The 19,607-nt window shown below is 67.6% G+C and carries 19 protein-coding genes; 14 read left to right on the top strand and 5 right to left on the bottom strand.

From position 1 onward, the window contains the following. The 5 genes from KHP16_RS06600 (at window position 1) to KHP16_RS06580 (ending at window position 5,374) form a co-directional block, all read left to right on the top strand. On the top strand, window positions 1-1,140 hold the full coding sequence (locus KHP16_RS06600) for a thiolase family protein (RefSeq protein ID WP_211959781.1): 1,140 nt from the start codon (window positions 1-3) through the stop codon (window positions 1,138-1,140). Further along, window positions 1,137-1,484 carry a Zn-ribbon domain-containing OB-fold protein gene (locus KHP16_RS06595; protein WP_109581200.1) on the top strand — a complete coding sequence of 116 codons (348 nt, stop codon included), beginning with the start codon at window positions 1,137-1,139 and terminating at the stop codon, window positions 1,482-1,484. Before KHP16_RS06600 ends, KHP16_RS06595 begins: the two co-directional genes overlap by 4 nt. Before the next feature lie 33 nt (window positions 1,485-1,517). Beyond that, window positions 1,518-3,608 (top strand): acetate--CoA ligase family protein, encoded by a 2,091-nt coding sequence (locus KHP16_RS06590; RefSeq protein ID WP_211959780.1) that lies wholly within the window; start codon window positions 1,518-1,520, stop codon window positions 3,606-3,608. 185 nt (window positions 3,609-3,793) lie between these two features. Further along, on the top strand, window positions 3,794-4,891 hold the full coding sequence (locus KHP16_RS06585) for a porin (protein ID WP_211959779.1): 1,098 nt from the start codon (window positions 3,794-3,796) through the stop codon (window positions 4,889-4,891). Between the two features lie 105 nt (window positions 4,892-4,996). Beyond that, a complete protein-coding gene (locus tag KHP16_RS06580) occupies window positions 4,997-5,374 on the top strand; it encodes a hypothetical protein (protein WP_244835659.1) in 378 nt (125 codons plus the stop codon). A gap of 59 nt (window positions 5,375-5,433) precedes the next feature. Here KHP16_RS06580 and KHP16_RS06575 read toward each other — a convergent pair whose 3' ends face one another. Beyond that, window positions 5,434-7,113, bottom strand: coding sequence for a thiamine pyrophosphate-binding protein (locus KHP16_RS06575; protein ID WP_211959778.1), 1,680 nt, complete (start codon window positions 7,111-7,113; stop codon window positions 5,434-5,436). A 217-nt stretch (window positions 7,114-7,330) separates the two neighbouring features. Between KHP16_RS06575 and KHP16_RS06570 the strand changes: the two genes are divergently transcribed. From KHP16_RS06570 to KHP16_RS06550, 5 genes are read left to right on the top strand one after another with little or no spacing between them, the layout of a single operon-like run. Then, complete coding sequence (locus KHP16_RS06570) at window positions 7,331-8,326, top strand: Bug family tripartite tricarboxylate transporter substrate binding protein (protein ID WP_115952205.1); 996 nt, start codon at window positions 7,331-7,333, stop codon at window positions 8,324-8,326. 8 nt (window positions 8,327-8,334) lie between these two features. After that, entirely contained in the window at window positions 8,335-9,429 is a 1,095-nt protein-coding gene (locus KHP16_RS06565; RefSeq protein ID WP_115952204.1) for a malate/lactate/ureidoglycolate dehydrogenase, read from the top strand. Window positions 9,430-9,444: 15 nt separating this feature from the next. Further along, entirely contained in the window at window positions 9,445-10,254 is an 810-nt protein-coding gene (gene garL / locus KHP16_RS06560) for a 2-dehydro-3-deoxyglucarate aldolase (protein WP_109581207.1), read from the top strand. A gap of 21 nt (window positions 10,255-10,275) precedes the next feature. Continuing rightward, window positions 10,276-11,172 carry a 2-hydroxy-3-oxopropionate reductase gene (locus KHP16_RS06555; protein ID WP_109581208.1) on the top strand — a complete coding sequence of 299 codons (897 nt, stop codon included), beginning with the start codon at window positions 10,276-10,278 and terminating at the stop codon, window positions 11,170-11,172. A gap of 17 nt (window positions 11,173-11,189) precedes the next feature. Further along, complete coding sequence (locus KHP16_RS06550) at window positions 11,190-12,146, top strand: LysR family transcriptional regulator (protein ID WP_109581209.1); 957 nt, start codon at window positions 11,190-11,192, stop codon at window positions 12,144-12,146. Window positions 12,147-12,181: 35 nt separating this feature from the next. Here KHP16_RS06550 and KHP16_RS06545 read toward each other — a convergent pair whose 3' ends face one another. After that, on the bottom strand, window positions 12,182-12,523 hold the full coding sequence (locus tag KHP16_RS06545) for a hypothetical protein (protein ID WP_109581210.1): 342 nt from the start codon (window positions 12,521-12,523) through the stop codon (window positions 12,182-12,184). Window positions 12,524-12,777: 254 nt separating this feature from the next. On the opposite strand from KHP16_RS06545, the gene KHP16_RS06540 reads away from it, so the two are divergent. Beyond that, entirely contained in the window at window positions 12,778-13,266 is a 489-nt protein-coding gene (locus KHP16_RS06540) for a GFA family protein (protein ID WP_109581211.1), read from the top strand. Window positions 13,267-13,320: 54 nt separating this feature from the next. Beyond that, window positions 13,321-14,649 carry a PQQ-dependent sugar dehydrogenase gene (locus tag KHP16_RS06535; protein WP_415831208.1) on the top strand — a complete coding sequence of 443 codons (1,329 nt, stop codon included), beginning with the start codon at window positions 13,321-13,323 and terminating at the stop codon, window positions 14,647-14,649. A 2-nt stretch (window positions 14,650-14,651) separates the two neighbouring features. Here KHP16_RS06535 and KHP16_RS06530 read toward each other — a convergent pair whose 3' ends face one another. From KHP16_RS06530 to KHP16_RS06520, 3 genes are all read right to left on the bottom strand, one after another. Continuing rightward, complete coding sequence (locus KHP16_RS06530; protein WP_244835658.1) at window positions 14,652-15,167, bottom strand: DUF1993 domain-containing protein; 516 nt, start codon at window positions 15,165-15,167, stop codon at window positions 14,652-14,654. An 83-nt stretch (window positions 15,168-15,250) separates the two neighbouring features. Next, window positions 15,251-16,123: a beta-keto acid cleavage family enzyme gene (locus KHP16_RS06525; RefSeq protein WP_211959776.1), complete on the bottom strand. Its 873-nt coding sequence runs from the start codon at window positions 16,121-16,123 to the stop codon at window positions 15,251-15,253. A 32-nt stretch (window positions 16,124-16,155) separates the two neighbouring features. After that, window positions 16,156-17,481 (bottom strand): aspartate aminotransferase family protein, encoded by a 1,326-nt coding sequence (locus tag KHP16_RS06520; protein WP_211959775.1) that lies wholly within the window; start codon window positions 17,479-17,481, stop codon window positions 16,156-16,158. Between the two features lie 210 nt (window positions 17,482-17,691). On the opposite strand from KHP16_RS06520, the gene KHP16_RS06515 reads away from it, so the two are divergent. Further along, a complete protein-coding gene (locus tag KHP16_RS06515) occupies window positions 17,692-18,603 on the top strand; it encodes a MurR/RpiR family transcriptional regulator (protein WP_109581214.1) in 912 nt (303 codons plus the stop codon). Window positions 18,604-18,625: 22 nt separating this feature from the next. Then, complete coding sequence (locus KHP16_RS06510; RefSeq protein WP_121490975.1) at window positions 18,626-19,546, top strand: LysR family transcriptional regulator; 921 nt, start codon at window positions 18,626-18,628, stop codon at window positions 19,544-19,546. Window positions 19,547-19,607: the final 61 nt, after the last annotated feature.

Here is a 19,607-nt window from a genome sequence, read left to right as displayed (position 1 = left end):
ATGACAGTCAGCTATGTACGCGGCGTGGGCAACACGCCTTTCGGCCGGCTGCCCGGCAGCACGCCGCTGACGCTCATGGCGGACGCCGCGGCCGTCGCGCTCGATCAGGCCGGCCTGCGGCGGGAGGACGTCGACGGCGTGCTGTGCGGCTATGCCACGACCCTGCCGCACCTGATGCTCGCCGACCTGTTCTGCGAGACCGCATCGCTCTCACCCGCCTATGCCCACGGCATGGCCGGCGGCGGCGCGACGGGCGGGCTGATGGCGATGCTCGCGCATGACCTCGTGCGCGCGGGCCGCTGCCGCAATGTGCTCGTCGTGGCCGGCGAGAACCGGCTCTCCGGACAGAGCCGCGACCAGTCGATGCAAACCCTCGCGCAGGTCGGCGAACCCGCCATCGAAGTGCCCAACGGCGCCTCGGTCCCCGCCTACTACGCATTGCTGGCCTCTCGCTATCTGCACGAGACCGGGCTGGATGCCGATGCACTGGCCGAGTTCGCCGTGCTGATGCGCCGGCATGCGGGCGGCCATCCCGACGCGCATCTGCGCGAGCCGATGACGCTCGAGAACGCGCTCGCGGCCAAGTGGATCGCGGCGCCGCTGCGGCTCTCCGACTGCTGTCCGATCTCGGACGGCGCGGTGGCCGTGGTGGTGTCGGCCGAACCGGGCGCCGGCACGCCCGTGCGCATTGCCGGCGCGGGACAGGCTCACCGGCACCAGCATCTGAGCGCCATGGACAGCGTGATGAACTCCGGCGCGGCCGATGCGGCGCGCCGCGCGTTTGCCGAGGCGGCCTGTACGGTGGGCGATATCGACCTGCTCGCCATCTACGACTCGTTCACGATCACGCTCGTGATGCTGCTCGAGGAACTCGGCATCGCACCGCGTGGCCGCGCGATCGACCGGCTGCGCGTGGGCGACTTCGGCGTCGATGGCGCGCTGCCGCTCAACACGCATGGCGGCCTGCTCGCGTTCGGCCATTCGGGCGTGGCCGGCGGCCTCATGCATCTGGCCGAGGCGAGCCGTCAACTCGCGGGTCGCGCCGGCGAGCGGCAGATCGCGCCCAAAACCCGGGCGCTCTTCCATGCGGACGGCGGCGTGCTGTCGTCGCATGTCAGCCTGATTCTGGAGACCGCATGACGCATCCCTACACCGAGGGCCTCGCCGCGGGCGTGGTTCGCTATCAATGCTGCGCGGCATGCGGCGCGTGGCAGCCGCTGACGCGTCTGGCGTGCCGCGCATGTGGGGGCGCCGACTTGCACTGGAAGGATGCGAGCGGGTCCGCCACGGTATTCGCCGTGACCGAGGTATCGCGCGCGCCCACGGACGCATTCCGCGAGCTCGCGCCCTACACGCTGGTCCTGGCCACGCTCGACGAAGGCCCGCGCGTGATGGCCCATGCCGCGCCCGGCGTACGCATCGGCGACCGTGTGCGCGCGTCGTTCATGCCGTTCGGCGATGGCACCCTGCTGCGCTTTCTCTAACCCGACACGCAATACGAACACAGATCACACGACATGCCGACTCAACTCGACGCCCTGCTCTCGCCCGCCTCCATCGCCGTGATCGGCGCCTCCGACAACATCCACAAGATCGGCGGCCGGCCGATCTACTACATGCGCCAGCACGGCTATGCGGGCACCATCTACCCCGTCAACCCGCAGCGCGAGACGATTCAGGGCATCCCGTCGTTCCCGTCGCTCGACGCCCTGCCCACCGTGCCGGAGCTCGCCATCATCGTCGTGGCGGGCGACGCCGCCGTGCAGGCGGTCAAGGACTGCGCCCGCCTCGGCGTCCAGTCGGCGATCGTGATCGCATCGGGCTTCGGCGAGGCCGGCGAGGAAGGCAAACGCCAGCAGGACGAGATGGTGCGCATCGCGCGGGACGCCAGCCTGCGCATCGTCGGACCCAATAGCCAGGGCCTCGCCAATTTCGGCAATGGCGCCGTGGCCAGCTTCTCGACCATGTTCATCGAAGTCCCGCCGCAGGACGGCCCCGTCGCCGTGGTGAGCCAGAGCGGCGGCATGGCCGCGATGGTCTATGGCCTCCTGCGGAGCCAGGGCATCGGCGTGCGCCATGTGCATGCCACCGGCAATCAGGCCGACGTCACCGTGAGCGAACTCGCGCTGGCCGTGGCCCACGACCCCGACGTGAAACTGTTGCTGCTGTATCTGGAAAGCCTGTCCGACCCGGACACGCTCGCGCAGGCGGCCGCGGTGGCCCGCGCGCGCGGCGTGCCCGTGGTCGCGGTCAAGGCCGGCCGCACCGGCGCGGGCCAGCGCGCGGCCGCCTCGCACACGGGCGCGATGGCCAGCGAAGACCGCGCGGTGGACGCGTTCCTCGCGCGACATGGCATCTGGCGCGCGGACGACGCGCATGCGCTGGCGCGTTGCGCGCCGCTGTATCTGCGCGGCTGGCAGCCGTCGGGCCGCCGGCTCGTCGTGGTCAGCAATTCCGGCGCGAGCTGCGTGATGGCTGCCGACGCGGCGGATACGCTGGGCCTGTCGATCGCTCCGCTCTCGGACGCCACGCAGGCCGCTCTGGCGGAACGCCTGCCCGGCTTCGCCGCGACGGCAAACCCCGTCGATGTCACCGCGGCCTTGCTGACCAATAGCGCGCTATTCGGCGACGTGCTGCCGGTGGTCGCCGAAGATCCTTCCGCCGATCTCTTCCTGCTCGATATCCCCGTCGCGGGGATGGGCTACGACGTGCCGCGCTTTGCCCGCGATGCGGCGCACTTCGCCGACAACGCGGGCAAGCCGATCGCGGTGGCCGCATGGCAGGAATCCGTGGCCAGCGTGTTCCGCGCGGCCGGGGTGCCAACATTCCAGAACGCGGCCGATGCGCTGGCCGCCTTCCAGCAGCTGACCGGCCATCAGGCATTGCTGCGCACCGTCGCGCAGGAGCCGCCGACCGTCACGGCCTTGCCCTCGCGCGCGCATGACGGCAACACGCGCACGCTCTCGGAGGCCGCGAGCCTCGCACGTCTGGCGGACGCCGGCATCAGCGTGGTCGAGCACGCGCTCTGCCGCACCGCCGACGAAGCCGTGGCGGCGTGGCGCGGGATCGGCGCGCCCGTCGCCGTAAAAGCCAGTTCACCGCAAGTCCCGCACAAGAGCGAGCATGGCCTGGTCATGCTGCATTGCAACGACGAGCAGACCATCCGCCAGGCGTTCGACGCGCAGACGCGCACGCTGTCCGGGATGCAGGCCGAGTGCGAAGGCGTGATCGTCGCGCGCATGACGCGCGGCCAGCGCGAACTCATGGTCGGGGCGCATTGGGATCCAACGTTCGGCGCGGTGTTGCTCGTAGGCGACGGCGGCAAGTATGTGGAAGTGCTGCGCGACACCGCGCTGCTGCTGGCCCCGGCAAGCCCCGCGGCCGTGGGCCGCGCGCTCGCGTCGCTGCGCATCGCGCCCCTGCTGTCCGGTGTGCGCGGCGACAAGCCGATCGACATGGAAGCGTTGTGCCGGCTGGCGGCCGATGTGGGCCGGATGGTTCACGACGCGCGTGGCGCGATTGCCTCGGTCGACCTCAACCCCGTGATGGCCGGGCCGGACGGCGCGGTCGTCGTCGATGCATTGATCGAGGTGACCGGGCAAAGTTGAAACGGGGGGCGCGAAAGTGGGGATGGTGGCAGCCGGCCGCAAGGGCTCCTATTGTTCATGGGCAGAAATACTGTGTCGACAAAACTGGCCTATGACGTAACGAATCCGTGCCGTTACATTGGGCGGCCCGCGTGCATCGAGCCCATCCGGACGCATGCGAGGCTGCCACAATAAGGACCCCGATAATGAAAACCCATCATGCCTGCCTGGCGGCACTGTCCATGCTGCCAGCCCTCGCTTCCGCCCAGGGAAGCGGCGTTACCCTCTATGGCGTCGTCGACGACGGCATCGAATACATCAACCACCTGCCGCGCGCCGGCAACAGCAGCGCCGCCGTGGTGCGCATGTCGGCGGGCAACCTGTCGACCTCCCGCTGGGGCCTGCGCGGCCGCGAGGACCTCGGCGACGGCCTCGCCGCGGTGTTCCTGCTCGAAAACGGATTCGATTCCGATACCGGCAACGCCAACCAGGGCGGCCGGCTGTTCGGGCGTCAGGCCTACGTCGGTCTGCAGCAGCGCTACGGCACGCTCAGCCTGGGCCGCCATCAGAATCTGGTCTACGACTTCTCCAACGCCTTCGACCCGATGGCCATCGCCACGCGGTATTCGCTGCTGATGCACGACCGCTGGATGTCGAGCCGCTCGGACAACTCGGCCAAGTTCTTCGGCCAGACGGGCGGCATCTACTACGGCCTGCTCTACAGCACGGGCTACGACAGCAGCGCCGGCGGCGAAATTCCGGGCGACTATAAGGCCGGCCGCGAAATGAGCGCCGCGATCGGCTACGCGTCGGGTCCGCTTGCCCTGCGCGTGGTCTATGACGACCTCCATGGCAGCTCGCGGGCCACCGACGACAACCGCGAACGCCGCGCGGCGATTGCCGGCACCTACACGTTCGGCCCGGCCAAGGCGTTTATCGGCTACCGCTGGTACTACGGCGACTTCACGACGAGCACCCTGCGCACCAACCTCTACTGGGCCGGCATGCAGTACCAGCTGACGCCGGTGATCTCGGTAACGGGGGCGGCCTACTACACGGACGTCCGCAACAGCGGCGGAGATCCGTACAGCTTCGTCCTCTCGGGCTCCTATGCGTTCTCGAAACGCACGGACGTGTACACGGTGCTCGGCTTCACACGCAACCGCGAAGGATCCAACCTGAGCCTGACCGGCTTCGGCCCCTCGCTGAACCCGGCCGCGACGACGCTGGTGAACACGTCGGAACAGGTGGCCGCCGGCCAGAACCAGTTTGGCGCGGTGATCGGGATTCGCCATCGGTTCTGAGGTCAGGCGGGGCACCCGGGCGGGGCGGAACTTTCCTACTTGAAAAACGCCCAATACTGTATATATTCACAGTAACTGTACGAATACACAGTATTGGAGCACGAGATGGAAGACCTCGTCCGGGTGCACAACGAATACGACCGCCAGGTACTGGCATGGCTCCGGGTCCGCGTCGGCGACGCTGCCCTGCAGAGCGCCGCACACCAGGCCGCCACCGACGGTGAAAAGCCTTATCTGTCAACGATTTGCCGGAGCCTCGGCCTCCGCCCGCCGTCCCGCGGCACCTTCCGCGAGGAAGCGGCCAGGACGCACCGCGCGGTAGGCGAGCGCTATCTGGCCCGCATTCGCCAGATCCTCGGCGCGGACCAGCCCGAAGCGGACGGTGCCACGGCGGCGAGCCACCGGCCCGCGCGCCCGTTCTCGCGCCCCTTCCAGCGTCCGTTTCCCCGGCCCGCTTCGCGCCTGCAAGGGTCCCTGTTCTAAACCGGAGCCCGGGACCGCCCGGGAACTCCGAAGATCCGCCAAGACCCGCTGAGACCCCATCAAGCCGGCAGATCCGCCACCCGCATCGCCGGCGTGATCTGCCGCGGATCGGTCACGAGCTCGATCAGCGCCGGCTGCCCAGCCGCCCTCGCCCGCTCGAGCGCCGCCGGAAAGTCCTCCGTCCGCTCGATCCGCTCCGCCACCGCCCCGCAAGCCCGCGCCATGCCGACGAAGTCCGGCGAAGGAATCGTCGTCCCGCTCTGACGCCCCGGATAGCGCCGTTCCTGATGCATCCGGATTGTCCCGTACATCCCGTTGTTCACCACGACGACAATCAGATTCGCCCCATGCGCGGCGGCCGTGGCAATCTCCTGCGGATACATCAGAAAGCACCCATCCCCCGCCAGCGCGATGACCGTCTTCTCCGGCGACCGCAGCTTGGCCGCGATCGCCGCCGGCAGCCCGTAGCCCATCGCTCCGCAGGTCGGTGCGAGCTCCGTCCTCGGCTGCTTGTACGCGTAGAAGCGATGCAGCCAGACGGTGTAGTTACCCGCCCCATTGGTCAAGACCGAATCCGCGGGCAGCACGTCGTTCAAATGCGCCATTGCCGCCGCCATATCGACACCCGTCAGTTCAGGATGCGGCCTGGGCACGGCAACAAACGCCTCGTGCTCGGCCCGCGCGCCGGCCGTCCACTCGCCCCACCCGGGCGCCGTGGCGGGCTTGAGCGAAGCCAGCATCGCCGCCCCCGGCTCGACGCCGGCATGAATCGGCAAATCCGCCTGATACACGCGCCCCAGCTCGGCATTGTCGGCATGGATATGCACGAGTTTCTGCATGGGACGCGGCACCTCCAACAGCGTGTAGCTATCGGTGGCGATATCGCCGAGCCGCGTGCCGAACGCAACGATCAGATCCGCGCTCCGCACCCGTTCCGCCAGCTTCGGACTGACGCCGAGGCTGAGGTGGCCCACATAGTGCGGATCGCGGTTATCGAACGTGTCCTGCCGACGGAACGCGCATGCCACCGGCAGGTTCCAGGCCTTCACGAACGCCGCGAAATCCCGTGCCGTGGCGGCCGTCCAGTTCGCGCCGCCCGCAATCACGAGGGGACGCTTCGCCGAAGCCAGCGCCGCCGCCAATGCCGCGGCATCCTCGGGCCGCGGCGCGGCGGAGACGACCCGATACGGCGCCGCATCGACCGTCTCGCACAGGTTGTCGAGGACGTCCTCCGGCAGCGCGATCACCACCGGCCCGGGCCGGCCGGACGTCGCCACCTGAAACGCGCGCGCCACGATCTCGGGAATGCGCGCCGGATCGTCGATCTCCACCGCCCACTTGGCCAGCGTGCCGAACACCGCGACGTAGTCGACCTCCTGAAACGCCTCCCGTCCCTTCTGCTCGCGCGCGATCTGCCCGACGAACATGATCATTGGCGTCGAGTCCTGCTGCGCGATATGGACGCCGATGCTGGCATGCGTGGCGCCCGGCCCGCGCGTCACGATGCAGACGCCCGGCTTGCCTGTCAGCTTGCCATCGGCCTCGGCCATGTTCGCTGCCGCGCCCTCGTGCTTGCATACCACGAGGTCGATCGCGGGCTGGTCATGCAGCGCATCGAGGACGTCCAGAAAGCTCTCGCCCGGCACGCAGAAGATGCGATCGGTGCCGTGGATGCGCAGTTGATCGACGAGGACGCGGCCACCGGTGCGGGCCGGGAAAGAAGGAGTCGGAGCGGTCATGGCGGAGCGTGAGGGATGGGTGGAAGGAAAGACGTGGCGGGAAAAAATGGATTGTCTGCGATTGTTCCGTTTGACGCCGCGCGACGCGCGGTCTATCGTGCATTTCTGTTATGCGAATTATGCAAGGCAATACCCCGCATGGGCGTGTAGATTTGCTGACGGCGCGTACGCATTGACGCCCTGAATACTACAAAGCAAAGCAACAGGAGACCACGCAATGCCCTTTCCTCATCGCATGATGCGGCCGCTGCTGGCCGCGGTTTGTCTTGGATGCATGGCCAGTGCCCCCGTCGCGCGAGCGGAGCCGGCCGATAAATACCCCACGAAGCCCATCAACTATGTCGTCCCATTCGCCGCCGGCGGCACCACGGACCTGCTGGGTCGCCTGATCGGCCAGCGTCTGTCGCAGGTGCTCGGCCAGTCGGTCGTCGTGGAAAACCGGCCCGGCGCCGGCGGCAATATCGGCTCGGACTACGTGGCCAAGGCCGCCCCCGACGGTTACACGCTGGTCGGCGGCACCATCAGCTCCCATTCGATCAATGTGAGCCTGTACCCCAAGATGCCGTACGACCCGGTCAGGAGCTTCCAGCCCGTGGCGCTGATCGGCACGCTGCCCAACGTGCTCGTGGTGAATGCAAGCAGCCCGTGGAAGTCCGTGGAAGACGTGATCGCCGCCGCCAAAGCCAAACCGGGCGCGATCAACTTCGGCTCGTCGGGCAACGGCACCTCGCAGCATTTGTCGGCCGAACTGTTCGCCAACATGGCCAGCCTCAAGCTCACGCATGTCCCGTACAAGGGCAGCAGCCAGGCCGTGCAGGCCCTGCTTGGCAATCAGGTGGACCTCGTGTTCGAGAACAGCGTCGCCGCGGTGCCGATGATCCAGTCCGGCAAGTTCCGCGCGCTGGCCACCACGGGCCCGAAGCGCTCGGCCGAACTGCCCGATGTCCCCACCATGGCCGAAGCGGGCCTCAAGGGGTACGAGATCGTGTCGTGGCAGGCCATCTTCGCGCCGGCCAACACGCCGGCCCCCATCGTCAACAAGCTCGCCACCGAGATCGGCAAGATCATCCGCGAGCCCGACATGCGCGCCAAGCTGGCCGCGCTCGGCGTGGAGCCGTCCGGCGCCGGTCCGGCGGAACTCGGCGCGTTCCAGAAGCGTGAAGTCGCCAAATGGGCGGAACTGATCAAAGTGGCCAACATTCGACTGGAGTAATCGACAGCATGAGCGAACATCGCATTCCCGCAGCCGCCCTGCACCAGTGGGTGCAGGACCTCTGGCTCGCCGCGGGCTCCGACGCGCGCGAGGCGCGCCTGACCGCCGACCACCTCGTGCTGGCCAACCAGTCCGGCCACGACTCGCATGGCGTGGGCATGATCCCCAAGTACGTGTTGTCGTGGCAGGCCGACCAGTTGCAGCTGAACCAGCGCGTGGGCGTGGTCCACGAGTCGGGCGGCATCGTGAGCCTAGACGCCAACCGGGGCATGGGCCAGGCCGTGACCGAAGAGGCGATGCGCGTGGGCATCGCGCGCGCGAAGGAGCATGGCGTATGCGTGCTTGGCCTGCGCCGCGCGCACCATCTGGGCCGCGTCGGGCACTGGGCCGAACAGGCCGCGGCCGCGGGCATGATCTCGATCCACTTCGTCAACGTGCTGTCCAAGCCGATCGTCGCGCCGCACGGCGGCTACGACGCGCGCTTCGGCACCAACCCGTTCACGATCGCAGTGCCGATTCCGGGCCGTCCGCCGCTGGTGCTCGACTTCGCCACCAGCGCGATCGCGCTCGGCAAGGTGCGCGTGGCCAACAACAAGGGCGTGCCCGTGCCGCCGGGATGCCTGATCGACGATCACGGCAACCCGACGAACGACCCGTCGATCATGTTCCCGATGGCCGGCGGTCCCCACGGCGCGCTGCGCACGTTTGGCGAGCACAAGGGCTACGTGCTCGCGATGATGTGCGAGCTGCTCGGCGCGGCCGTCACCGGCGGCCACACCATCCGTCCGGAAACGCTCACGCACGAGCACGCGGTGTGGAACAACATGCTGGCCATCGTGTTTGACCCCGCGCGTCTCGGCACGAGCACCACGTTCGGCCACGAGGTGGAAGCTTTCGTCGAGTGGGTCAAGGCGTCGCGCATGCAGCCCGGCACCGAGGAGATCCTGTTCCCCGGCGACCCCGAACGGCAATGGCGCCAGCTCCGCGCGGAGACGATTCCCATCGACGCGGGCACGCTGTCGCAACTCGATGACGCGGCCGCGCGCGTACTGCAATCGCGCGGCAAATCGCCGGGACCGCTCACGCGGCTGGCGCTCGACTGAATTTCCGGAGACACCATGAGTACCGCCCCTGCCCAAACTCACCCGCCTCACCTGCCCCACCTGTCTCCCCTGCCGAACAAGTTCCGCGCGGACGTGCTGGCGCGCAAGCGCCTGATCGGCTGCTGGAGTTCGCTGGGCCATCCCATCACCACCGAGATCGTCGGCCTCGCCGGCTTCGACTGGATCCTGCTCGATGGGGAGCACTCGCCCAACGACGTGCTGACCTTCGTGCCGCAGCTCATGGCGCTCAAGGACAGCGTCAGCGCGCCCGTCGTGCGGCCGCCGTGGAACGACCCCGTCATGCTCAAGCGCCTGCTGGACGTGGGCTTCTACAACTTCCTGATTCCGTTCGTCGAGTCGGCCGAGGAAGCACGGCGCGCGGTACGCGCCACGCGCTACCCGCCCGACGGCATTCGCGGCGTGTCCGGCATCCAGCGCCAGAACCGCTACGGCACGCTGCCGGACTTCTTCAAGACCGTCAACGAGAACATCTGCGTGCTCGTACAGGTGGAAAGCCGCAAGGGCGTGGAGGCGATCGACGAGATCTGCGCCGAGCCCGGCGTGGACGGCATTTTCATCGGCCCCAACGACCTCGCGGCCGCCTACGGTCATCTGGGCAATCCGAACCATCCCGACGTGCAGGCGGCCGTGCAGCGCATCTACGATGCGGCCAATCGCGCGGGCAAGGCCATCGGTACCCTCACGCCGGTGGAAGCGGAAGCGCGCCGCTATCTGGATATGGGCGCGCACTTCGTCGCGGTAGGCCTCGACCACGGCCTCCTGCGCGATGCCACGCGCGCGCTGCGGCAGAAGTTTGCCGACTGACTGACACAACCGGAACGTGACATGAGCAAGATCGGATTCATCGGACTCGGCGTCATGGGCAAGCCCATGGCGCTCCATCTCCAGCAAGGCGGCCACACCGTCCTTGCGCATACGCGCAGCGGCGTGCCGAAGGACCTCCTCGACGCGGGCCTGCAATCGCGCGACAGCGCGGCCGACGTCGCGCGCGAAGCGGAGGTCATCGTCCTGATGCTGCCGGACACGCCCGACGTCGCACGCGTGCTGTTCGGCGAAAACGGCGTGGCGGAAGGCATCGGCAAGGGCAAGGTCGTCATCGACATGAGCTCGATCTCGCCGATCGAAACTCGGGAATTCGCGGCGAAGATCGAGCAGCTCGGCGGCGAATATGTCGATGCGCCCGTCTCCGGCGGCGAGGTCGGCGCCAAGGCCGCGACGCTGTCGATCATGTGCGGCGCGAAGCAGGAAGTGTTCGATCGCGTGCTGCCGCTGCTGCAGCTGATGGGCAAGAACATCACGCTCGTCGGCAACGTCGGTGACGGGCAGGTGGCCAAGGTGGCCAACCAGGTCATCGTGGCGCTGACGATCGAGGCCGTCGGCGAGGCGCTCGTGCTGGCGGCCAAGGCCGGCGCGGATCCCGCTCGCGTGCGACAGGCGCTGATGGGCGGCTTCGCGAGCTCGCGCATTCTCGAAGTGCACGGCGAACGGATGATCAAGCGGACGTTCGATCCGGGCTTTCGCATCGAACTGCACCAGAAGGACCTGAACCTCGCGTTGTCCACCGCGAAGGCGCTCGGCATGGCCCTGCCGAACACGGCGTCCGCGCAGCAGCTGTTCAACGTGTGCGTCGCGCAGGGCGGCGCGGCGTGGGACCACTCGGGCATGGTGCGCGCGCTCGAGCATATGGCCTCGTTCCAGATCGGCGATACGCCCAAGGCGTAAACGCTACGCACGGCGCCATGTCGCTGAACTCGGACGACCTTGCCTGCTTCGTCTGCGTGGCCAACACGCAGAGCATCTCGCGCGCGGCGCTCGAGCTCGGTGCCGACCAGTCGACGGTCAGCCGCCAGATCGCCCGGCTGGAGGCCGCGCTCGACGCGCGGCTGTTCCATCGCAGCGGCCGCGGCGTGGTGCTGACCGAAGCCGGCAACACGCTGCTGACCTATGCGCGGCAGGTCGCCAGCACACTGAGCGAGGCGCGCGCGGCCGTGCGCGCCTCCACCGCGAGCGGTCCGGCGCAGATGGTCATTGCCGCGCAGCCGACCATTGCGAATACGGCTTTCGCGGCGATTGCGGCTGCGCTCAAGCAGCGTTTTCCCGCCACGAAGGTACGCTTCGTCGAAGGCCTTGCCAGCCCGATCCTCGCCTGGCTGGCCGCCGGCGAGATCGACGTCGCATTGCTGTACCTCCCCGAGCAACAGGGTGCGCTCAAGGTCGACGTTCTGCTCGAGGAAGACCTCACGCTCGTCACGCCGACTTCATGGAGCGCCTCCGGGAGTCACTCCGCCAACCACCTTGGCGCGACATTTCCGGCCAGACGCCTCGGCGAAATGCCGATGATCCTGCCGAGCACAGGGCATGGGGTGCGGGTCCTCGCGGAACAACTGGCCGCGCGTGTCGGCACCGCGCTGAACATGACGCTCGAGTGCGATGCGTCGAACACGGTGGCGATGCGGCTGGTGGAAGATGGATGCGGCGCGACGATCCTGCCGTTCGCGGCCGTGGCGGACCGCGTTGCACAGGGACGCCTGCATTCGGCGCGGATCGTGGAACCGGTGGTGACGCGTCAGGTCGCGCTGACGACGGCGCGGAACCGGCCGCCTGTTCCCGAACTATGGGAAGTCATGCAGGCCGTGCGCATGTCGGTGCGGAACATCGTGATGTCCGGCGCGTGGCCGGGCGCGCGACTCGTATAGCCGCACACCCGGCCACGCTTCCCTGACTGGCAACGTTACTGCTTGGTGCCTTGCTGGAGCTGCTGCGTGGCCTGCTCGTTGGCGGCCTTGTACGCGTCCTTGCGCTCCTGCTTCGCCGCGTTCACGTCCTGCTTGTACTCCGACTTGGCGGCCTTCTTCTCGGCGGCGTATTCCTGACGCGCTTCACGGCGCTGCTCGCGGCGCTCGACCAGCGGATCCTTCGGCGGCTGCACTTGCGTGTAGCCCGGGGGCACGGTGTTAGCGCCGGCAGCCGGTGCCGTGGTGGAGGGAGTCTGCGCAAACGCGGTGGCGGACATCAGGCCCGCGGCCAGCGCGCCAATCAGAGCAGAAGTACGAAGGGTACGGTTCTTGGACATATGAGACCTCTCTAGTCGTTTTGAGAAAAACAAGTCGCAAAGACCTGTACTGCTTGCCTGCCGAAGTTTAGAAGCCCGATCGTGGCCGGGGTGCCGCATTCACACATCTCCTTACAAAAACTCATCCACGCTGACAGACAGAGCCTGACAAGGCCACAGTCCTACGCAAAATCGGCGCCGTCCGGCTTGCACACGCCCGCGCGGTGAACCACACTAATTGACGACGTCCTGGATGGGGCACCATTGGAGGCACCATGCATCTGGAAGGATCCTGTCATTGCGGCGCTGTGCAATTCAGTCTTGAATCCGACTCGCCCTATCCGTATATGCATTGCCACTGCTCGATCTGCCGCAAGACGGCGGGCGGTGGCGGATATGCGATCAATCTCGGTGGCGACGCCAACACGCTGCGTGTGCGCGGCGGCAAGAACGTCGCGATCTATCACGCCGTGATGCGTGAGCCCGGCCAGCGTCCGAAGCGCTCGAAAGGCCAGCGGCATTTCTGCGTCAAATGTGGCAGCGCGCTATGGATGTGGGACCCGCGCTGGCCCGACCTCGTGCATCCGCACGCCAGCGCCATCGACACGCCACTGCCGAAGCCGCCCGAGGTAGTCGAGGCGGGCCTCGACTACGTTGCCCCCTGGGTCGATGTGCCGCGCGGCAAGGGCCACAAGCATGTCGGCACATGGCCCGAGGAGTCGTTGCACGACTGGCACGCGCGCCACGGATTGCTATCGGAATAGCCGCGTCGGTATAACCGCGCCGGTATAACAATCAGGAGAGTCGTCATGCCCCGCATGCCCGCCCTGCCGTTGTCCACATTCGCTGCTGCGCTCATGGCCGGGTTCACCCTGCTGGCGGCCGGCTGCGGCGAATCGTCGAAGCTGCCGGAGTCGGCCGGTATCGGTCCCACGCCGCAGTTGCCCGAACCGAAAAAGCAGACCATCCCGACCGTGCATGTCGCGACGGCCAAGGGCTGGCCGAGCGGCAAGACGCCAGTGCCCGCCGAAGGCATGACCGTGACGGCATTCGCGGGACAGCTCGATCACCCGCGTTGGGTCTATGTGCTGCCCAACGGCGACGTGCTGGTCGCGGAGTCGAACGCGCCGCCGAAGCCCGATGACAACAAGGGCATCAAGGCGTGGTTCTCCAGCATGTTCATGAAGCGCGCGGGGGCAACCGTGCCCAGTGCCAACCGCATCACGCTGTTGCGCGACGCCGATGGCGACGGCGTGGCGGAAGTCAAGACCGTATTCCTGCAGAACCTCAACTCGCCGTTCGGCATGGCGCTCGTGGGCGCGGACTTCTATGTGGCCAACACCGATGGCGTGGTCCGCTTCCCGTATGCGCCGGGACAGACGACGATCACCGCGCCGGGGCAGAAGGTCGTCGACCTGCCGGCCGGCCCGCTCAACCATCACTGGACCAAGAACATCATTGCCAGCCCCGATGGCACGAAGCTCTATGCGACAGTCGGGTCCAACAGCAACGTCGCCGAAAACGGCATCGACAAGGAAGTCGGCCGTGCGGCCATCTGGGAGATCGATCCGCGCACCGGGCAGCATCGCGTGTTCGCAAGCGGCCTGCGAAACCCCAATGGCATGGCGTGGGAATCGTCCAGCGGCATGCTGTGGACGTCCGTGAACGAGCGCGACGAGATCGGCAACGACCTCGTGCCCGACTACATCACCTCGGTGCGCGACGGGGGCTTCTACGGCTGGCCGTACAGCTACTACGGGCAACACGTCGATGAACGCGTGAAACCGCCCGCGCCGGACATGGTCGCCAAGGCCATCGTGCCCGACTATGCGGTGGGCGCGCATACCGCGTCGCTGGGCCTGACCTCGGCGCAGGGCAGCAGCCTGCCCGCGCAGTTCCAGCACGGCATGATCGTCAGCCAGCACGGCTCATGGAACCGCAAGCCGCGCTCGGGCTACAAGGTCATCTTCGTGCCGTTCGATCAGGGCAAGCCGAGCGGCGCGCCATTCGACGTGCTGACCGGCTTCCTGAACGAAGATGGCGATGCGCAGGGCCGCCCCGTCGGCGTGGCGATCGACACGCGCGGCGGACTGCTGGTGGCCGACGACGTCGGCAACATGATATGGCGCGTGTCCGGGGCCAAATAGGCTCAGCGCGTGCCGAGGTAGTCCAGCTTGCCGATCTGCACGCCCTTGTGGCGCAGCAGGCCGTACGCCGTGGTCACGTGGAAGAAGAAATTCGGCAGCGCGAAGGACAGCAGGAACGTCTTGCCGTCGAACGTCACGGGGCCCGTGCGCATCTTGAGCTCGATCGTGCGCGACTCGCTGCCTTCGAGCTGCTCGGGGCGGATCGTTTTCAGGAAACCGATCGTTTTGGCGATGCGTTCCTGCAAAGCCTCGAAGGTGGTTTCGTCGTCGGCAAACGACGGCACTTCCACGCCCGCGAGCCGCGCGCCGGCACCCTTGGCCGAATCGCTGGCGCGCTGGATCTGCGCCGGCAACGCGTCCATATCCGCCACCAGCCGCGTGCCGATCAGCTCCTGCGGATCGATGCCCTGCTCCCGCGCATGCGCAAGGCCCTTGTCGAGAATCGCCGACAGGTTGGTCAGGTAGCGGATGAATACGGGAATCGATGCGTCATACATCGACAGGGGCGTCTGGGACATGGGCAAGGTCTCCTTGGGGGCGGATGCCGGAAAGCCGAGAGCATAGTGCAAATCCGCTAAACGTGTCGCCCGCGCACTCAAGGTTATCTGGCAGTCATCCGGCGCAAGGCCGCCGCATCGCAAACGCCATAGCCCAGTCCATCCACGCTCGCCCGTACGGCACCCAGCAACGCCGCATTGTCCGCCGCCACCTCGCCCGACGGCAGGAGCATGTTGTTCTCGAACCCGATGCGCGCATGTCCGCCCAGCAGGATCGCGGCCGCCGCGCAGGCGGCCTCCTGCCGGCCGAACGCGCACACCGCCCATTCGATCCCTGACCGGTCCAGCCCCAGCTCCCGCCAGACAGCCAGAAACGGCACCAGATCGGCGGGCGACGACGTCTGGCCCACCGAATAGCGCCCCAGCACGAACAACACCCAGTGCCCATCGGCCGGAATCACGCCCCGCGCGCGCAACGCCGCATAACGCCGCACGTCGTCGGCGTCGTAGAGGATGTACTGCGCGACGACCCCTTCATCCCGCATCCAGTGAAAGAAGGCGCCCGCCTCAGCCTCCGCGGCCTCCTCGGCCCCAGAAACCTCCGTGGGCACCAGCTCCCGCACCGCCACCGATGCCGCCTCGGGCCGCAACGCGCGGACCACCGCCATCTGCTGCGCGGGCGCATATATCCCCACCGCCTCGGTCGTCAACTGAATGACCAGCGCCTGCCCCACGGCCTGACGCACAGCGGCTACCGCCGGCGCGTAGTCCTCGACTTCCAGGCTATGCGTGCCGTCACCCTTTCGTACGTGCAGATGCATCATCGACGCGCCCGCATCGAGGCACTCCCGCGCGCACCGCGCGAGTTCCGCGGGCGTTATCGGCAGCCGCGGATGATCGCGGTGCGTCTTGCGCGCGCCGTTCGGCGCCACCGCCAACACATACCCATGCCGCGACGCATCGGAAGACGACGTCATCGATCTCTCCTTTGACTTCCCAATTGGTCTCATCACGCCGGCAACACGGCATCCACCGTGGCCGCGAACCGTTCGACAATCCGGTCGATATCCTGCGCGGTGCTGATGAACGGCGGGGCAAACAACACATGGTCTCCGCGCACGCCATCGACCGTGCCGCCCATCGGATAAATCAGCAGTCCGTTCTGCATCGCCGTGGACTTGACCTTCGCATGCACCTTGCGCGCGGGATCGAGTGTCGCCTTGGTTTCGCGGTCGGCCACGAACTCCACGCCGACGAACAACCCGCGCCCCCGCACGTCGCCCACATGAGGATGCGCGCCCAGGACCTCCCGCAGCCGCGCCCGCAGCTGCTCCCCGCGCGCCCGGACGTTCTCCAGCAATCCCTCCCCGGCAATCGTCCGCTGCACCGCCAGCGCGGCCGCGCAAGCCGTCGCGTGTCCGATATAGGTGTGGCCGTGCTGGAAAAACCCGCTGCCGCCGACGATCGCATCGTAGATCCGGTCCGTCGACAGCATCGCGCCAATCGGCTGATACCCCGCACCGAGGCCCTTGGCGATCGTCACGATATCGGGCACCACACCATCCTCTTCGCACGCGAACGTATAGCCCGTGCGCCCCATACCCGCCATCACCTCGTCGAGGATCAGCAGCACGCCATACCTGTCGCACACCGCGCGAATGCGCCGCAGATAGTCGCCGACCGGCGGCACCGCGCCCGCGGTCGCGCCGACCACCGTCTCCGCCACGAATGCGGCCACGCTCTCCGGCCCGAGTTCCAGAATCTTTGCCTCGAGCTCATCCGCGAGCCGCTGCGCATACTCGCCATCCGTCTCTCCCACGCGCTGATCGCGATACGCATAACAAGGCGATACATGATGCGCGGGCACCAGCAACGGCAGGAACGGCTCACGCCGCCACGCATTGCCGCCGATGGCGAGCGCCCCCAGCGTATTGCCGTGATAGCTCTGCCGACGCGCGATGAAGTGCCGCCGCGACATCTGCCCGACCTCGACGAAGTACTGCCGCGCGAGCTTGAGCGCCGCCTCCACGGCTTCCGAGCCGCCCGAGACGAAGTACACGTGGTTGAGATCGCCGGGCGCCGACGCGGCAAGCGTCTCCGCCAGCGCCTCGGATACCTCGGTGGTGAAAAACGAGGTATGCGCGTACGCCAGCGTCTCCACCTGCTCCCTGATCGCCGCGATCACGCGCGGATGCCCATGCCCCAGGCACGACACCGCCGCGCCGCCCGACGCATCGATATAACGCTTGCCCTGATTGTCGAACAGCTCGACGCCCTGCCCGCCAGCGGCGATGGGCATCGTCTGACGCGGATTGCGGTGGAAGACCTTGGTCATGATGTGTGGTGGTGAGGACCGATGGTCAGAGTATATGGGCGCGCTCCGCACAACGCAACATTTGTTTCACGCATAGCGATCATGGAATCGAATGATTCATCTGGCGTTGTCCGTCCATGCACCGCGGGCCCCACCGGCCGGACAGCCCGTGCCTTGTCCCGGCCAACTTGTGCAACAATCGTTACATCGCCGCATCCCGACCCGCCACCCATGACCCCCACCCCCGCGCCACCCCAGCACCTCGACGCGCTGCTCGCTCACCTGCGCGAACAGTTCCCCGAGCTCAGCCCGCAATTCCAGGGCGGCGCGCGATATCTGCTCGACCATCCGCAGGAGGTCCCGCTGCTGTCGATGCGCAAGGTGGCGACGGAAGCCGGCGTGCAACCCGCCACCCTCGTACGGCTCGCACAGTTCCTCGGCTTCGAAGGCTGGCAGGGGCTGCGCGAACTGTTCGTCGAGTCGATGCGCGGCGGTCCGCAGCCCTACGCGCGCCGCGCGCGCAAGGTCGTGCAGGCGAGTGGCTCCAATCGCCTGCTGAAGGACATGTTCGACGCGCAGCATCGCAACCTCGACGTGACCGGCGAGCAGAACGCGGCCGCCATGACGACGGCCGTGGACCTGCTGAGCGCGGCGGGCAACGTCTATGTGGCCGGCTTCCGCTCGTGCGCGCCCATCGCGTCCACCCTGCATTACGTCTATCGCCTGTTCCGCCCGACGGTCCAGTTGATCCGGGGCGACGCCGGCGCGCTCGAGATGGAATTGCGCGCCCTCACCGCGCGCGATGCAGTCGTCGTCATCAGCTTCGCCCCCTACTCCGCGGAAATCCTCCGCGTCACCGACGCCGCGCGCGAAGCGGGTTGCCGGATCGTAGCGATGACCGACAGCACGGTGGCGCCCATCGCGCTGCACGCGGACTGCACGCTGCTGTTCTCGGTCGAGAGCCCGTCGTTCTTCCCGTCGATCACGGCCGGCATCGCGCTCGCGGAAGGGCTCGTCGAGCAATTGCTGGCGCGAAAGGGCAAGGGCGCGATCAAGGCGCTCGAACATACCGAGGGCCAGCTGCATCAGGCCGGCGCGTACGTGGTGGACAAGGGCGCCGGCAGGGCCGTGAAGCGCAACTGAGCCATAGCGGAGGACGGTCGTCATGAACCTGCGGCAGATCGAAGTCTTTCGCGCCGTGATGAGCACCGGATCCGTGAGCGATGCCTCGCGGCTGCTGCACGTCTCCGTGCCCGCGGTCAGCCGCATGTTGTCCTATACGGAAAGCCGGCTCGGTTTCCCCCTGTTCGAACGCATCAAGGGCCGGCTGCATCCGACGGAGGAAGCGCGCCGGCTCTATCACGAGGTGCAGCTCGTGTATCGCGGCGTCGAGCGCATCGAGGACCTGATTCACGAGCTGGCCGACCGCCGTCACGGGCTGATCAGCGTCGGCGCGAGCCCCAGCATCGGCCAGATGCTCGTGCCGCAGGCCATCGCGCAATTCCATATCGGCAACCCGGACGTGCGCATTCATTTCCAGTGCATGACGCACGCGCAATTGAAGACGCAACTGCTCGACCGGCAGATCGAGCTCGGCGTGTCGACGCTGCCGATGGATCATCCGACGCTGACCACCACGCCGCTCGCCTCCAGCCGCGTGGTCTGCATCTGCCCGCCATCGCATCCGCTCGCATCGCGCGCGTCAGTCACGGTGACGGATCTGCTGCCGTATCCGCTCATCGCCTATCCCCCGGACACGCCGTTCGGCCAGCGCATCGACAAGCTCTACCGCGAGGTCGGCGAGTCGCCACGCGTGGCCATCGAGGCGGGCCTGCCGCATACCGCCTGCGCGCTCGTGCATGCGGGCGCGGGCATCGCGCTCGTCGACGAATTCCTGCTGCGCGGCTGGCCGGGCGCGCGATTCCACGTGCTGCCCCTGGAGAACGCCGCACCGATCGTCGCGGATCTCGTGCACCTGCGGACCGAGTCCGTCTCTCCGGTCGCCGAGGCCTTCATCCGCGTGCTGCGCAATGTGCTGGCGCAGCACGATGTCGCCGCTCCGCCCGCCGCTCCGCCCGCCGCCTGACCCTCCTGATCCACTGACCACTACCGTGCACGCCGCACTGTCCGTGTGCACCGCACCACCG

This window comes from Cupriavidus plantarum, from assembly GCF_905397285.1.
Lineage (GTDB): Bacteria > Pseudomonadota > Gammaproteobacteria > Burkholderiales > Burkholderiaceae > Cupriavidus > Cupriavidus plantarum.
Note: the sequence above shows the minus strand (reverse complement) of the source record. Positions and strands in the feature narration are given on the sequence as shown.